Origin of the sequence: Rosenbergiella sp. YN46 (assembly GCF_036620675.1) — a bacterium.
Lineage (GTDB): Bacteria > Pseudomonadota > Gammaproteobacteria > Enterobacterales > Enterobacteriaceae > Jejubacter.
Map to the genome: position 1 here is coordinate 1 of NZ_JAZHEE010000056.1, position 14,624 is coordinate 14,624.

12 protein-coding genes and 2 pseudogenes are annotated in these 14,624 nt (G+C 54.4%); 8 read left to right on the plus strand and 6 right to left on the minus strand.

Annotated features, from left to right (window positions below):
• Positions 1–147 precede the first annotated feature (147 nt).
• On the minus strand, positions 148–396 hold the full coding sequence (locus V3W49_RS21690) for a DUF1435 family protein (protein WP_500148044.1): 249 nt from the start codon (positions 394–396) through the stop codon (positions 148–150).
• 188 nt (positions 397–584) lie between these two features.
• Here V3W49_RS21690 and fhuF point away from each other — a divergent pair, with 188 nt between their 5' ends.
• Together fhuF and V3W49_RS21700 are read left to right on the plus strand one after the other, a co-directional pair.
• Complete coding sequence (gene fhuF / locus V3W49_RS21695) at positions 585–1,373, plus strand: siderophore-iron reductase FhuF (RefSeq protein WP_500148045.1); 789 nt, start codon at positions 585–587, stop codon at positions 1,371–1,373.
• Positions 1,374–1,639: 266 nt separating this feature from the next.
• Complete coding sequence (locus V3W49_RS21700; RefSeq protein ID WP_500148047.1) at positions 1,640–2,098, plus strand: YbaK/EbsC family protein; 459 nt, start codon at positions 1,640–1,642, stop codon at positions 2,096–2,098.
• Here V3W49_RS21700 and V3W49_RS21705 read toward each other — a convergent pair.
• The 4 genes and pseudogenes from V3W49_RS21705 to V3W49_RS21720 form a co-directional block, all read right to left on the minus strand.
• The gene (locus V3W49_RS21705) at positions 2,092–3,336 is read right to left on the minus strand and encodes an MFS transporter (RefSeq protein WP_500148048.1); all 1,245 of its coding nucleotides are present in this window, start codon (positions 3,334–3,336) and stop codon (positions 2,092–2,094) included. The two genes, V3W49_RS21700 and V3W49_RS21705, sit on opposite strands and share 7 nt — an antisense overlap.
• A gap of 667 nt (positions 3,337–4,003) precedes the next feature.
• A pseudogene (locus V3W49_RS21710) lies at positions 4,004–4,201 on the minus strand (helix-turn-helix domain-containing protein); the annotation flags it as partial.
• Between the two features lie 1,913 nt (positions 4,202–6,114).
• Complete coding sequence (locus V3W49_RS21715) at positions 6,115–6,312, minus strand: hypothetical protein (RefSeq protein WP_500148049.1); 198 nt, start codon at positions 6,310–6,312, stop codon at positions 6,115–6,117.
• 136 nt (positions 6,313–6,448) lie between these two features.
• Positions 6,449–6,589: pseudogene (locus V3W49_RS21720) on the minus strand (FAD-binding protein); the annotation flags it as partial.
• Between the two features lie 648 nt (positions 6,590–7,237).
• On the opposite strand from V3W49_RS21720, the gene V3W49_RS21725 reads away from it, so the two are divergent.
• The 6 genes from V3W49_RS21725 (at position 7,238) to V3W49_RS21750 (ending at position 13,372) form a co-directional block, all read left to right on the plus strand.
• Positions 7,238–7,885: a TetR/AcrR family transcriptional regulator gene (locus V3W49_RS21725; protein ID WP_500148050.1), complete on the plus strand. Its 648-nt coding sequence runs from the start codon at positions 7,238–7,240 to the stop codon at positions 7,883–7,885.
• A 102-nt stretch (positions 7,886–7,987) separates the two neighbouring features.
• A complete protein-coding gene (dnaT, locus tag V3W49_RS21730; RefSeq protein WP_500148052.1) occupies positions 7,988–8,530 on the plus strand; it encodes a primosomal protein DnaT in 543 nt (180 codons plus the stop codon).
• A 2-nt stretch (positions 8,531–8,532) separates the two neighbouring features.
• Positions 8,533–9,270: a replicative helicase loader DnaC gene (dnaC, locus tag V3W49_RS21735; RefSeq protein ID WP_500148053.1), complete on the plus strand. Its 738-nt coding sequence runs from the start codon at positions 8,533–8,535 to the stop codon at positions 9,268–9,270.
• 89 nt (positions 9,271–9,359) lie between these two features.
• Positions 9,360–9,860, plus strand: a complete 501-nt coding sequence (locus tag V3W49_RS21740; protein ID WP_500148054.1) for a YjjA family protein — start codon at positions 9,360–9,362, stop codon at positions 9,858–9,860.
• Positions 9,861–10,480: 620 nt separating this feature from the next.
• A complete protein-coding gene (gene opgB / locus V3W49_RS21745; RefSeq protein WP_500148055.1) occupies positions 10,481–12,772 on the plus strand; it encodes a phosphatidylglycerol--membrane-oligosaccharide glycerophosphotransferase in 2,292 nt (763 codons plus the stop codon).
• 78 nt (positions 12,773–12,850) lie between these two features.
• A complete protein-coding gene (locus tag V3W49_RS21750) occupies positions 12,851–13,372 on the plus strand; it encodes a GNAT family N-acetyltransferase (protein WP_500148056.1) in 522 nt (173 codons plus the stop codon).
• Positions 13,373–13,518: 146 nt separating this feature from the next.
• On the opposite strand, the gene V3W49_RS21755 is transcribed toward V3W49_RS21750, so the two are convergent.
• Complete coding sequence (locus V3W49_RS21755) at positions 13,519–14,391, minus strand: oxygenase MpaB family protein (RefSeq protein WP_500148057.1); 873 nt, start codon at positions 14,389–14,391, stop codon at positions 13,519–13,521.
• Between the last annotated feature and the right edge of the window lie 233 nt (positions 14,392–14,624).

Below are 14,624 nucleotides of genomic sequence, written 5' to 3' on the forward strand. Positions count from 1 at the left end.
CGGAATTGGTAGACGCGCTAGCTTCAGGTGTTAGTGTCCTTACGGACGTGAGGGTTCAAGTCCCTCCCCTCGCACCAGTCTCCTCTTGTTATGTTTTTATTCCCCGAATTCAAATCGTTTCTTAACGCTGTTTTTGTCTGCGTCATATCAATGACCGGAAAACACTCCGCCATGTATGAACACCGCCACCATCCCCATCGCCACGGCAATACAGGACGGCAACAGCAGATAGTGACGCAGCCGCGGGTGGAACAGCATCGCCACAGTCGCCACCATCGCCAACGCCATTAACGCACGCCAGGCGCCAAAAGAGAGATCGCCCAGTATCAACCCCCAGGCTACCAGCCCGCCGGATAGCAAGCCCGCCCAGCCGCTTCTCAGACTCCGTTGTAACATACCGAACGCCCATCAATTGATAATGATAAGCAATATCATATGGTGATATTTATCATTTGTCAGTTGGCTTTTCCCCCTTCAGCCGTCATTTTTTGACGCTGCGCATACCTACCCGGGAAATCCCTTGCCAGCGATTATAGCTATGATTAAGATTGGCAATCATTATCATTTAGATTGGCAATTCGCCTATGTCACTACAGAGCACGCACATTGCGCAGCCGGGGATCTGGCTGCCGGAACAGACAGGCAGGACGCAGCCGCTGGCCGAAACGCTAAGTGCGTTCTTTAGTGAACAGCGTCCGTGGTTTAATGACACCATCACTCTGTCGGCTCAGATTCCGGCGGAAGGCATGACGCTGAGCGAATGGGCCCGCCCCGCCGTCCTCAATGCGCTGATGGCGAGCTATGCGCAGCATATCTACCGCAACAATCCCGACGCACCTCGCCAGAATAAGCCACTGGCTTCCCTGTGGGCCCAGTGGTATATCGGTCTGCTGGTTCCACCGCTGATGCTGGCGCTGTTTCATTCCGGTAAAGCGCTGTCAGTCGCCCCCTGCGCCATACATGCGCTATTCCACGAAACCGGGCGCGCCGCCCATTTTCACCTGCAGGTTCACGAAGATCGCCGGCTTACCACGCTCTCCTTCGAACAGCGTCTGGAAGCGCTGTGGATGGACGGCATTCAGCCGGTCGTCAGCGCCCTGGAAAAGGTCAGCGGCGTTAGCGGCAAGCTCATCTGGAGCAACACCGGCTACCTGGTAAACTGGTTCCTGGGTGAAATTCGCCCCCTGCTGGGCGATGAGCAGTATCACGCCCTGCGCCAGCGCTGCTTTTTCAGCAAACAATTAAGCTGTGGCCGCGACAACCCGCTGTTTCGCACCGTAGTACCGCGCGATGGCCTGCTGGTACGCCGTACCTGCTGCCAGCGCAACCGACTGCCGGGCGTACAGCAGTGCGGCGATTGCACCCTGAAATAATCTGGTATACACCCTGAATAATTCGCGTTGCACCGCGGTGGCCATTGAACGAATCTGCGGGGGCATAGCCGTATATGTGAGCAGGCAGCGATCCCAGAGGGGCGAGGCCCAGAGATGGGCCGAGTATTGCAGCCAACAAAGAGACAGCGCGTAGTATGCCGGGGATACAGAAAGCTCTGAATTCCCGGGGGTAATAGCGATCCAAACGGTTTACAGTCCGCCTCCCCTGTGACAGATTATCAGGCGCATTTATCAGGAGAAGATTAATGAGCCTGCAATCCGTGAGGCAGTTTTTTGCCGCCAATGCCCCCGAAATTGAAATTATCGAACTGAACCAGAGCACCGCGACCGTCGCGCTGGCCGCCGCCGCCCACGGCGTGAAGCCGGGACAAATCGCCAAGACGCTCTCCCTGAAAGTTAAAGACGCTGTGGTACTGGTGGTCGCAAAAGGGGACGCCCGCCTGGATAATAAAAAGCTGAAATCTTTTTTTGGCGCCAAAGCCCGGATGCTGAGTAGTGATGAAGTAGTGACCTGGACCGGCCATCCGGTGGGAGGCGTATGTCCGTTCGGGCTGGAAAACCCGCTGCCTGTCTACTGCGATGTCTCTTTGCAGCAGTTTGCAGAAGTGCTTCCCGCCGCTGGCGCCATCCATAGCGCCGTCCGTATATCGCCTTCCCGGCTTGCGGAGCTCACCGAAGCCACATGGGCGGACCTCTGTCAGTGACCTTGCGCTGAGGCCCGGGAGACGCCCTGATGACCGGAAATCACCATGCCTCGGGTTTCACGGCCAAAAGCCACCAGCAAGCAGATAAGAACAGCGACCGTCCCGGCCACGATGGCCATCGCCATGCCGTAATCGCCTCCGTGGCGCTCGGCGATGGTCGCCTGCAGCGTCGCATTCACTGACGCAATCAGATTCCCCAGTTGATAAACAAAGCCAGGCAGCACCGCACGGGCATTAGCCGGCACCAGCTCGTTCAGCCAGGTCGGCACCACGCCCCAGGCGCCCTGTACCATAAACTGCATCAGGAAAGCACCAAGCCCGATAGTGAAAGAACCACTGGAAAAGGCCCACAGCGGCAGTACCGGCAACGCCAGAAATGCGGCCACCATCATGGCTTTCTTACGGCCAATCCGCTCAGAAACAGAGCCAAACAAAATCCCCCCCAGCATGGCGGCGATATTATAAAAAATAGCAATAGTGCTGACGGTTTGGGGGGTAAAACCGTGCTGTACTTTCAGGAAGGTAGGGTAAAGGTCCTGAGTGCCGTGACTAAAGAAGTTAAAGCAAGCCATTACCAGCACCAGATACAGACAGAGTTTCCAGTGGTTGCGCAGCGTCGGCAGCAGAGCCGCACTCTCTTTACGTTCGCGCGCCGCCAGCCAGACCGGTGATTCCGGCACCTTAAACCAGATATAGGGCAGCAGAACCACAGGCAGCGCGCCAATCAGAAACATTCCGCGCCAGCCCACCAGTGAATAAAAAAGTCCAAAAATCACCGAAGCCAGCAGGTAACCACAGGGATAGCCCGCCTGGAACAGGCCGGACATCAGCCCGCGCGACCGGTCAGGAATAGATTCCATCGCCAGAGAAGAGGCAACGCCCCAGATGCCGCCCATGGCAACGCCATAGATTACGCGGAACAGCAGGAAGGCCGAAAAGGTAGGTGACCATGCCGAAAGCAGTTCGAAAACTGAAAAGCAGGCGACGTTAAACATCAGAATCGGGCGCCGACCAAACTTTTCAGCCAGTCGACCAAATACCAGCGCGCCAACAGGCCGCACCGCCAGCGTCAGCATGATCGCCAACGAAACGTCTGACACTGAGGAGTGAAAATAGCCGGCCAGATCGCTCAGCACAAAAACCAGTATGAAGAAATCGAAAGCATCCAACATCCACGCAGAAAAACTGGCAATCGCGACATGACGTTGCGTTGTCGTCCAGGTAAGGGGAGTAAACATAGGGTATGTCCTGTCTTGCAAACACCGACACAGCGGTAAAAGAACGGCTCGCGTTTGAGTCAGGCCAGGAAAGATTGGGGCAGTCCCTGTCGCGGAGGCAACGCCAGCCCTGTTAACACATGTTCTTCATATGTTAATTATTTGTTTATATCAGAGCCGTCTGCCGAAATAACCCGCAAAATGGTTTCAACTTGTAATAATAGCAAGCTAAACATTTCAATTAAAATTTATTCCGTTTTGTTACGCCATAAAAAAGTTCATCGCGGATTAGCGTGGAGTGTTCGAAAGCGGAAACAAAAAACCGGCAGAATATGATGATGTGGTGGGCTGCTACGTCCACTTTACGCAGCTGCTTCTCTGTTAATCCACAGCAGGTAGAACGGGCCAGGGTAGCGTCATTTGAGCCCCTGGCCCGTTCACCGGTGTACCGGCATAGAAGAAATCACCTTAAGGTGAACGGAACCTTCTCCTGCGCTACATACTCATCCGGAAGCCAGGGCTGCCGCCGGTAGCTTCAGCTTCACGCCAATCCGCGATGAACTATAAAAAAGCCCCATCTATCAAATAAACGGGGCAAAGGGGCTAACATAGCCATCGCTCTGCATTCGTACTAACGGATGTCAGCGCGAATAGCAACGGCCTACTTTTCCAGAGATTCCAGCGGCTGGACATTCAGCTCACGCATACCGCGAGGGCTGTTGATCCAGGCATACATCTCTGCGTTACTGCGCAACGCCAGACGACGCATTGCGCTATTCTTCTGGGCGCTAACCGTCTTATTGCTCTTTTTAAGCAAGCCGGAAATTTGATTAATGCTCCATCCCTTCGCCATCAGGCGCAACACCTGACGCTCGGAAAGCGTTAACGGCTGCCGACCTTCCAGAACCGTGTTTTCGGTCTCGCCCAGGTAGTTCCCCCCTTCTCCGCTACGAATACGCTGCTGAATATCCGTCAGCGTCAGCGTGTTAGGCAGCAGCAGACTACCAGGCCACAGAAGCTGTTGCATCGCGGTAAAGCGGGCGAAGTGCGGGACAAGAAAAACCCAGGAAATGTGGTGGCCGGTCTGATACAGCGTGCGTAACTGCTGGAAATCCTGTTCAACTTCAACGGCGTCGCCGGTCAGATCAATCACCGCCAGCGTGGCCTGCTGTAATAGCTGCGGTGTTACGGCTTCGTAGCTTTCCACGGTATGTACCGCCGTCTGCGAATCAAGCCCCAGAATCCCCTGTTCCAGACCTGCTGCCATCGCGGGGTAGCGACTGAAAATAATTGCGTGTTGAAGACGTCCCTGTGACATCGTTAACTCCTCCCGTAATTTATTCTGCTGAAACTGCTAATTATCCGTTTCTTTTGTTTTCCTGTACGCCAGTAACAAAAGTGGTTTATTTTCAATAGTAACAAGTTGGCATTTGTGCCTGGACGATAAGAGGAAAATTCCTGGCATCGTAACCGCATTTATCTTAATGGGTAGAAAACTCCCAACATTCCACGAAAACAGGAAAGGAATATCGCACTCAGCTAAAATAGTACCGTTACACTTTAGCTGTCAATCCCGCCGAAATCTTAAAAAATTCTATTATCGTTTTTTTAATAAGATGAAAAGATGCAAAAAATATCATTTTATAAAACTTCAACTGAATTAATAATATCAAGAGATTTAATTTAATATAAAAAAACCGTACACTATGTTTATCATCACCAAAAAAAACCTTAAACTACATAAGGATGCTGTTTTCACCGCCCGTCTCGCCTACTAAGCTCTCCCTGGAGCCGCCTGCCATCCCCCCCCACATTCTGATAAAATTTTTGAGACTATAAGAATCAGGAATCATAACCCACCGCGACAGAATGATAATTAGCCTAAAAAATGGCGACCGAAACGAACTCTGTACTGCACAAACAGACCAGAACATAAGCCAGACGGGGCCTGAACACCAGCTTTAGGTTCACATTCAGGGATATCCAGGAAATTTCTACCTCCATTATGAAAAAACTGTAGCCAGATACCAGCACCAGATTCTCCTGATAACCAGGAAATAGCTTACTGACCACAGTGAAAATGACTTATAACTAGCCACGCTATGTCGCTTTTACCGTTCCCCGACAATCCCCCAGATTGTATCGCCCGTGACAAATTCCCTTAGCAAGAATGCTTACGGATACCATAATCGCGGGAATAAATAACGCCAGAAACACGCTACGGAACGACCACGCCAGGGCAATCATCCAGGCGCCGGCAAATGCGCTGACAACCGCCCCACGCCATGCATCCGGCTGCTGCCGGTCGCCCGAATCCGGGTAGAGTAAAAGCGAATCGCCAGCGCCCGGAGCGGATCAATCCCGTCCAGCGGCAGCCGGCAAGCCGCGATCCCATAATGCCTCCGGACTGGTAGACGGCGGCCTGTACCACGCTAAAACCCGCCCGCAAACCATTGTCGGCGGCCTGCTGCCTGGCAGATAGACCAGAAACAGCCCCATAAAATAGCCCGGCCACGGTATAAACGCACCAAAACGATATGCGTGCGCCCTGCACCGGTTCGAAAGATGCCACCACAAGGCGAACGTCAGAAGAACGCAGTCCAGATGACGGACGTTCAAAAAGTGCCAGAATCCGGGGCGCTGATCGGCCCCTTTAACTGCAATTCAGGGAGCTTCCTCAGAAGCAACGGCACGAATATCAGCGGAAGTAAGCCACCCGACGCCATCAGCCAGTGCCGCCCAGGATGAGGAAGCATCCAGGAAGCGGCAACCCCTCCTCAAGCCGTACCAAAAGTGAGGTCACAGAAAATCATCGTCATTCGGGTAACGCGGCTCGCCATCCGTCGCCGACAGCAACCTCAGCTCCATATAGCTAAACCCGGCCTGTGCCGCAGTCCGAACCTGACGGAGCGGCACCACATTCAGCAGCGAAAGCGCGGCAAGAGAGGGCCTTCGGGAATCCGTGGTACCTCCTGTTTGCGGATGATTTATCGACACTGAGTGTTTCTTCCTTACTGAAGGGGTAACTTATCGTGCGGCTTAATTTTTATAAAAACCGTATAAGTATATTAATTTAAGAATAATAAAAAAAAATTAACTCACTGTTTCTAAATAATTAATACCCTTACTTGTATTATTTTCCGAAACCGACAGCGCCTCTCCCGGACGTTTGCCGGCCAAACGTCATCACGGGCCCCTGCGTGATACCGCCGCCTGGGTAATCCCCCTGCATCACGCTGGACATATCATTCCCAGCGGCGTAAAGACCTGCAATGAGCTATTACCGAACGCGATCGCATCGACCTTCATACCGCCGTCTTCCAGGAGACGGAAATCGCACCTACCACGAGACCCGGTTCAATTGTCCGGTCCCGCACCATCTCCGGGCCGGTCTGACGCGGGTATTCGCTCAACGCTGATGTCGATGGGGATAAGCGACTGATGCCCAAGCCAGCGATTAACGTTTTCCGGTGACTGCGCCAGAGTGATAGACGTTCCTGCCTGCGCCACTATCTGTCTGTGTTAATCCGACCATTCCTTCCCGCCATTGTTAATGAAATGCTGTTTAAAAGTATTTCAACAGCGCTATTAAACGACAGCGTAGAATTCGCCGCTTTCACTTGTTTATCGCATAAACGCTGCGATAATCGCGCTATCTGACGGCATGAATGGCCGGAATGTGACGCATATCAGCATGACCCGGTTGCTACCCTGTGGAAGGACTGACTCTGATTTAGCGATTTTCCAAAGAAACGCCCAGGCTAATGCTCCCGTTAACCGATCGCCAGGACAAATTTTGGGGTACTCTGAGCCTGACCAGCCATCGGTCGCGCATCACCGTAGAGGCAGCCGCGATAGCCTCTACCTGCAATATGAAGCCCAGGCCATGCCCGGAGCTTGACCGGAAGTACAAGGAGACACCGTGGAACATCGGGATATCTATCTGCCCGGGCCTTTCGACGAGGCCACCGCCACACTGAAAGAGAGGATTTTTTTCAGCGCTATCACGCTGTTCGCCGAATATGGCCTTAACGGTGCGCGTATGGAGCAAATAGCGGATAAAGCCAACACCACCAAGCGCATGGTGGTTTACCATTTTAAAAATAAAGAGCATCTCTATATGCAGGTGCTGGAGTATGTCTACACCCGGATTCGCGGCGCCGAACACCAGCTTAATCTGGCGCAGTTGCCGCCGGTCGAAGCGATGGTGCTGCTGGTGGAAACCACCTTCGATTATCACGCCGATAATCCGGATTTCGTGCGCATCATCAGCATGGAAAATATGCAGCGCGGCCGCTACGCCCGTGACTCCGCCTGGCTAAAAGAGGTGAATCGCAGCGCCCTGACGCTACTGGACGATATCCTGCAGCGCGGTCAGGCGAAACAGCTGTTTAGCGCCAGCGTCAACGCCCGGGACGTTCATCGCCTGATAAGCAGCTTTAGCTTTCACTACGCCGCCAACAGCTATACCTTCTCCCTGCTTTTTGAGGAAGGCAGCGACGCCAACGCAATGCGCGCCCACTATCGGGCAATGGCGGTACGGGTGGTTCTGCGCTATATCTGTCCGTAACGTCGGCGCTTTTGCGAACCTTATCGCAACGGATTTATGTTATGATACGTCACCGTTCTTCTGCCCGGTTGGGCAGTCCTTGATGCTTTCTGAGATGATGTTATGTCTGCCAAAATCCTGACTTCCGATGTCATCGGTATTGACGCGTTCTGCCAGGATCCTGATGCGGCCCTGGCTTCATCCGGGCAGGGCGCCGTTGCTGTCTTCAATAACAACGCACCTGCCTTTTACGCCCTGACCGCCGGACGCCTGGCGGAGCTTTTGGCTTTAGAGGCACGGTTGAAACGCCCGGCGTCCGATGTGACACTGGAAGAGACGCTGTTTGAAGAAAAGCCCGCCGCAGCGGCCATTGCCCCCCCGATGGGCAAGTTCGCCATGTATCCGGACTGGCAGCCGGATCCCGAATTCCAGCGCCTGGCGGCGCTGTGGGGCATTATGCTACGCGAGCCGGTGACGCAACAGGAGCTGGCCTCTTTCGTGACCTACTGGCAGGCGGAAGGCAAGGTCTTTCATCACGTGCAGTGGCAGCAGAAACTGGCGCGCAGCGTTCAGATATCCCGGGCCGCAAACGGCGGAGCGCCCAGGCGCGATGTGAATGCCGTATCGCAGCCTGATGACAATATTCCTGACGGATTCCGGGGCTGACTATGAAAAATACCGCCGCACTGATGGCCCGTCTGAAAAAGATGATGCCGGCCAACGTAAAACCCGCGTTCACCAGCGGCGAAGAGCTGCTCGCCTGGCAGCAGGAACAGGGGCGCATCCGCTCCGCCGCTATCGCCCGGGAAAATCAGGCCATGAAAATGCAGCGTACCTTTAACCGCTCCGGCATTCGCGAACTGCATATGAATTGCTCGTTCGACAATTACCGGGTCGAGTGCGAGGGGCAGATGAAAGCGCTGGAGCGGGCGCGTAAATACGCCGCCGAATTCGACGGCAATATCGCAAGCTTCGTTTTTTCCGGACGTCCTGGCACCGGAAAAAACCACCTGGCGGCCGCTATCTGCAACGAGCTGCTGTTACAGGGCAAAACGGTGTTGATTATCACCGTAGCCGACATTATGTCCGCCATTAAGGGCACCTTCGGCGGCAGCGACACAACCGAAGAGCGCCTGATCAACGATCTAAGCAATGTCGATTTGCTGGTGATCGATGAAATCGGAATGCAAACCGAGTCGCGCTATGAAAAGGTGATCATTAACCAGATAGTCGATCGCCGCTCCTCTTCCCGGCGTCCCACCGGCATGCTGACCAACCTGAATATTAACGAGATGAATACCCTGCTTGGCGAACGGGTGATGGATCGCATGCGTCTTGGCAACAGCCTGTGGGTGATCTTTAACTGGGAAAGCTATCGCAGTCGCGTGACAGGTAAAGAGTACTAACCTTTTTCCGGAAGATTCAGAATCGGATTTCGCCGCAGGGCACAGGCGCTATACTGTGCCCGGCAACGAGGAATAATAAGGAGAAAGAAATGAAGGTTACGGTAAAACAGGCGGTCTATGGCGCGGTGACAGCCGCAATGCTGGTTGCAGGCAGCGCCAGCGCCGCCAGCTGGCAGGATCAGCTGTCCAGCGCGGCAAGCGAGCTTAGCAGCCAGAGCGGCTCAACGGGCGCTAAGAGCGGCACTTCCCTCTCTCAGCTTACCGGCCTACTGAACGGTGGCAACCAGGCGCTAAGCGCCAACAGCATGACCAACGCCGCAGGCATCATGCAATACTGTGCGAAGCAGAAGCTGACATCCGTGACCAGCACGGACAATATTAAGAGCCAGCTTCTGAATAAACTGGGCCTTGAGGATACCCAGAAACAGAGCCAGCAGCAGGATTATCAGCAGGGTCTGCAGGGGCTGCTAAATACCGGTAACGGCCAGCAGCTCGATCTGAAGAGCCTGGGGAATTCCCAACTGGCGGAAAAAGTAAAAACCAAAGCCTGCGATCTGGTGCTGAAGCAGGGTAAACAGTTCCTTTCCTGATTTTTCAGCCAGCAAAAACGGCGGCCCCCAGGGTCGCCGCTTTTAGTTAAACGAACATTAAACAAAACTGAATTACTTTTTACGCCCGGCGTTATTTTTTCCGAAACCGGTTACGGCCCTTTGGGCCAGAGAGCCTGCGCTTGTTCACTTCCCGAAAATGCTTCATGAAACAAAAAAGCGCAAACGCCAGTAGCGCAATAAGACTGACGATTGAAAGCATCATACTGTTATATCCACCTAAAAATGGGGCAAATCAGGTTTAAATCAGAGCTGTCATGATTCACACACTCTTTATCGTGAGATTTTCCTTAAATATGACCTGGCTCACATCGGCATTATCTTAAAAATACCTTAGATAACCTGATGACAGAAATAAAACCGTCATAAATAGCACAAAGCAGCATTTTCCCGGCCCCGAATCCCGTTTTATCACTTTTTTCGTCTCGCGCCGCTCCGCCAGCGCCCAACGTGATCGGGATCAGGAATGACGATGAATAAACCAATTCTGAAGACCTGCACACTATTTTGACAGTAGAATTGCAGCAATGTGACATCGGCTGTAAATTGTTGCGCGTCTGATTTGTCAAACTCAATCCTGGTTATCTTAAGAGGGTGTATCTTTGCCGGAAGTGCTTTCATTAGGACTCTTCATTGCGTCCATTGCTATCTATACGCTTAAGGCAGGGCGCAATACCCTGTGGTTCGCCGCTATTCTGGTGGTGCTGAGCGTGTTCGTCATTTTGAATCTGACCCTCTACGCCAGTAACTATTTTACCGGCGACGGGATTAACGACGCCGTACTCTATACCCTGACTAACAGCCTGACTGGCGCGGGCGTCAGTAAATATATTCTGCCGGGCATTGGTATTATCGCGGCCCTGGTGGGCATGTTCGTCCTGTTGGCCTGGCTACTACGCCGCCGCTGGCATCGCCCCCACCACTTCGGCTACAGCCTGCTGGCGCTGGCACTGGCGCTGGGTTCCGTGGATGCCAGCCCGGCATTCCATCAGATTGCCGCGCTGGTGAAGTCTCAGACCAGCGACGGGGATCCCGATTTTAAGATCTACTATAAAGAGCCCCCGAAAGAGATTGCCAATCCGAAGCTCAACCTGGTCTACATCTATGGCGAAAGCCTGGAGCGCACCTACTTTAACGAGCAGGCGTTTCCAAATCTAACGCCAGAACTGGGCGCCCTGAAAAAACAGGGGCTGGACTTTAGCCATACTGAACAACTCCCCGGCACTGATTACACCATCGCCGGAATGGTCGCTTCCCAGTGCGGTATTCCGCTGTTCGCCCCGTTCGACGGTAACTCGGCTTCTTCCATGTCGACCTTCTTCCCGCAGAATACCTGCCTGGGCGATATCCTGAAGAATTCCGGCTATCAGAACTATTTTATCCAGGGCGCCAACCTGCGCTTTGCCGGTAAGGATGTGTTCCTGAAGTCTCACGGTTTCGATCACCTGTACGGCTCCGAAGAGCTGAAAACCATGGTGGAGGATCCAGAATACCGCAACGACTGGGGCTTCTACGACGATACCGTACTGGATGAAGCGTGGCAGAAATATGAAGAGCTGTCGAAACAGGGCAAGCGCTTCTCGCTGTTCACCCTGACGGTGGATACCCACCATCCGGATGGCTTTGTCTCCCGCACCTGTAAGCGTAAAAGCTACGAGTACGACGGAAAACCCAACAAGACCCTGAGCGCGGTGACCTGTAGCCAGGAGCATATCGCCCGGTTAATCGAGAAGATAAAAGCCTCACCGTGGTTCAAAAATACGGTCATCGTGGTCTCTTCCGACCATCTGGCCATGAATAACGGCGCCTGGAAATACCTGAACGAGCAGCAGCGCAACAATCTGTTCGTCGTGATTCGCGGCGACCAGCCGGAACAGAAACAGATTGCCACCAGGCGTAACTCTATGGATAACGGCGCCACGGTGCTGGATATTCTGGGCGGCGGCAACTATCTGGGTCTGGGGCGCAGCAGCCTTTCCGGTCAGTCGCTGTCTCAGGTATTCCTGAACATGAAAGAGAAGATTCTGGCCTGGAAACCGTCGGTGGTGCATCTGTGGAACTTCCCGACCAAAATCGACAGCTTCACTCTCGATCGCACCCAGAATAACGTCAGCTTTTCCGGCTCTACCTTCCGCCTGCCGCTGTTGCTGAAAGTCAGCGACAAGCGCGTTGAACCGAAGCTCGAAAACGAATTTTCCGATCCGCTGCGCATTCAGCTGGCGAAATTCGCGCCCAACGATGATTTCGTCTGGTTCGACACCTGCTACAAGATGGGCCGCCTGTGGGATCCGCAGCTGAGCCTCTCCACCGACCTGTGTATGGCCCAGGGTCAACTGGGGGGCGAACCGCGGATTACCCGGGTAACGCAGGACAAATGGCAGGGCAAGGTGGCGATTAAGCAGAGCGTTATCGACAGCGATCGCTACCAGCGCACTATCGACATGCTGAAGGCCAGCGATAACGATATCCGCTATCAGGCCGACAGCTTCGTCTTCAACGTGCCCGGCGCGCCGGAATCCGTGAAGCAGTTTAGCGGTATTTCACGCCCCGAATCCTGGGGCCGCTGGTCCAACGCCAACCTGGCGCCGGAAGTAAAAATCGAATACAACCAACCGCTACCCGAGAAATTCTCGCTGGTGATTACCGCTAAGGCTTTCGGCCCTAACGCCAACAAACCGATTCCGGTTAGGGTGGGCGACAGCGAGCAGACGCTGACGCTGAACAAAGAGATCAGCACCACCACGCTGCACTTCACTAACCCGGGCCACAGCAACGTGCTGACCATTACGCCGCCGGAGCCGCAGGACTCCAACGAAGGCAATATCCTTGGCCACGCGCCGCGTAAGCTGGGTATCGGAATGGTCGATATCAAAGTGGTAAAAGACGCGGGTTAATCGCCGCAGTACAATCTACCAGGCCCCGCGCATCGGGGCCTTTTTTATCGCTTAGACATAAGGAGCCAGCACTCTGATATGGAACCCTTTTCTGTCCGCCCCACCCGCCCGGACGACGCCGCGAGCCTTCCCGTCATTGAACGCTCCGCCGGCCAGGCATTTCGAACGCTGGCGGACTTTAGCTGGATAGCCGATGACACTGTTCTTAACGCGCAGGCGCATCTGGCGCTGATCGACAAAGGCCACTGCCTGGTCGCCGTCGATAAGCACGATAGCCCCATCGCCTTTCTGGCCGCTGACGCACGTCATGGTCGTCTGCATATCCATGAATTTTCGGTTCACCACCACTGGCAGGGAAAAGGCGTGGGCGGTACGCTACTCGCCCGGTTGGCGGAAATGGCCCGGGAAAAGGGGTTTCGTCAACTCAGCCTGACCACTTTCAGCGAAGTGCCCTGGAATCGCCCTTTTTACCAGCGGCGAGGGTTTCGGGTTCTTACTCCCCCGGAACTCCCCGATGATTTACGGCATCTGATGGAGCAAGAAGCGCAGCACGGTCTGGAGCCGGATCGGCGGTGCGTGATGGTACGCGATCTTTATTGATACCTGCCAGCGTAAAAAGGATGTCAAAGGGGGATCTGGTATCCAGCTGTTTCATCGGCGACCCGCCATAGCTGTCGTCATCGCATCGATTCACGGCCTGCAGACATTACGATGCTTGTACTATACGCTCAGTCACGAATCCAGAATCAGGGGGATTCTCCCATACGCCGCATAGCACAGTGATATGCCCCATTACGTACCGAGGCGCGCAGCACTTTCGCCACGCCGTGCACGCCTGAGCGCACAATGCGCTTTTGCCACGTGGGCAGATGTAACCCCAGCATCTGTGCCGCCCAATCAGGCAGCAGATCGATTCCGGCCCGCATCATTAACGCGCCCGGCAGGCGGGCAAGACGGCCTGGAGCCGGCGCATTAAGCAGCAGATTCGCCACTTCCCGGGTACGCCAGTCGCACCTCAGATATGGACGTTGCGCCTGCAAATAATCGGTGATTTCCGTGACCGTTGTCGGGACATCTCTGGCGCCCAGCGCTTCGGCGATGCGCGCCGCCTCACGGTAGTAGCGATCCTGTTCGCCGATCGCCAGTCCGGGACGCCGGTAGCGCAGGTGCGCCGCCATAAAGCGGCTGCACTCCGCTACGTGAACCCAGGTCAGCAATTGGGGATCGCTGGCCTCATAGGGCGTACCGTCACTGTCACATCCGGATACCTGCAAATGAATATGCTTCACCCGCTCGATCAGCCGCTCGGCGTCCCGGGTGGTGCCAAAAGTGGTGGCGGAAATAAACTGGCTGGTACGCCGCAGACGGCCGAGCATATCTTCGCGAAAGTTGGAGTGATCCCACACCCCGGCCAGCGCCAGAGGATGCAGCATTTGCAGCAGCAGCGCGCTAATACCGCCACACAGCATAGAAGTAAAATCGCCATGCACCTGCCAGATGACCGAGCGCGGCCCGAACAGCCCCGGCTCTCCCGCCGGATGTTCATAGTCGATCTCCTTCAGGGCAATACCGGTGAGTCCCAGTACCTGTCGTTCGATAGCTGCCCGTACTCTTTCCACGTCTGTCCCTCCTGAAATTCAGCGCTCACTATATCATCAGGGAACTAAGGTGCGGGTTAGCAATAAATGAGGGTTTGGGGGGATAAGGCACCTCCCTGTGCCGCACGCCCTCAGCCCGACGTCCTGTCGGGCTGACCCTGGCTGCCGTGAATACTCCGGCGATTTTCAGGCCGGAGAGTCACCGCCCTGAATCTTCTGCCCGGATTTATCAGTAAAGGTATTGCTGGTTGTAT

Coding starts and splice junctions, on each gene's coding strand:
- V3W49_RS21750 (WP_500148056.1), top strand. CDS start 12,851: ATGGAACCCTTTTCTGTCCGCCCCACCCGCCCGGACGACGCCGCGAGC.
- V3W49_RS21690 (WP_500148044.1), bottom strand. CDS start 396: ATGTTACAACGGAGTCTGAGAAGCGGCTGGGCGGGCTTGCTATCCGGC.
- dnaC (WP_500148053.1), top strand. CDS start 8,533: ATGAAAAATACCGCCGCACTGATGGCCCGTCTGAAAAAGATGATGCCG.
- V3W49_RS21740 (WP_500148054.1), top strand. CDS start 9,360: ATGAAGGTTACGGTAAAACAGGCGGTCTATGGCGCGGTGACAGCCGCA.
- V3W49_RS21705 (WP_500148048.1), bottom strand. CDS start 3,336: ATGTTTACTCCCCTTACCTGGACGACAACGCAACGTCATGTCGCGATT.
- V3W49_RS21700 (WP_500148047.1), top strand. CDS start 1,640: ATGAGCCTGCAATCCGTGAGGCAGTTTTTTGCCGCCAATGCCCCCGAA.
- dnaT (WP_500148052.1), top strand. CDS start 7,988: ATGTCTGCCAAAATCCTGACTTCCGATGTCATCGGTATTGACGCGTTC.
- fhuF (WP_500148045.1), top strand. CDS start 585: ATGTCACTACAGAGCACGCACATTGCGCAGCCGGGGATCTGGCTGCCG.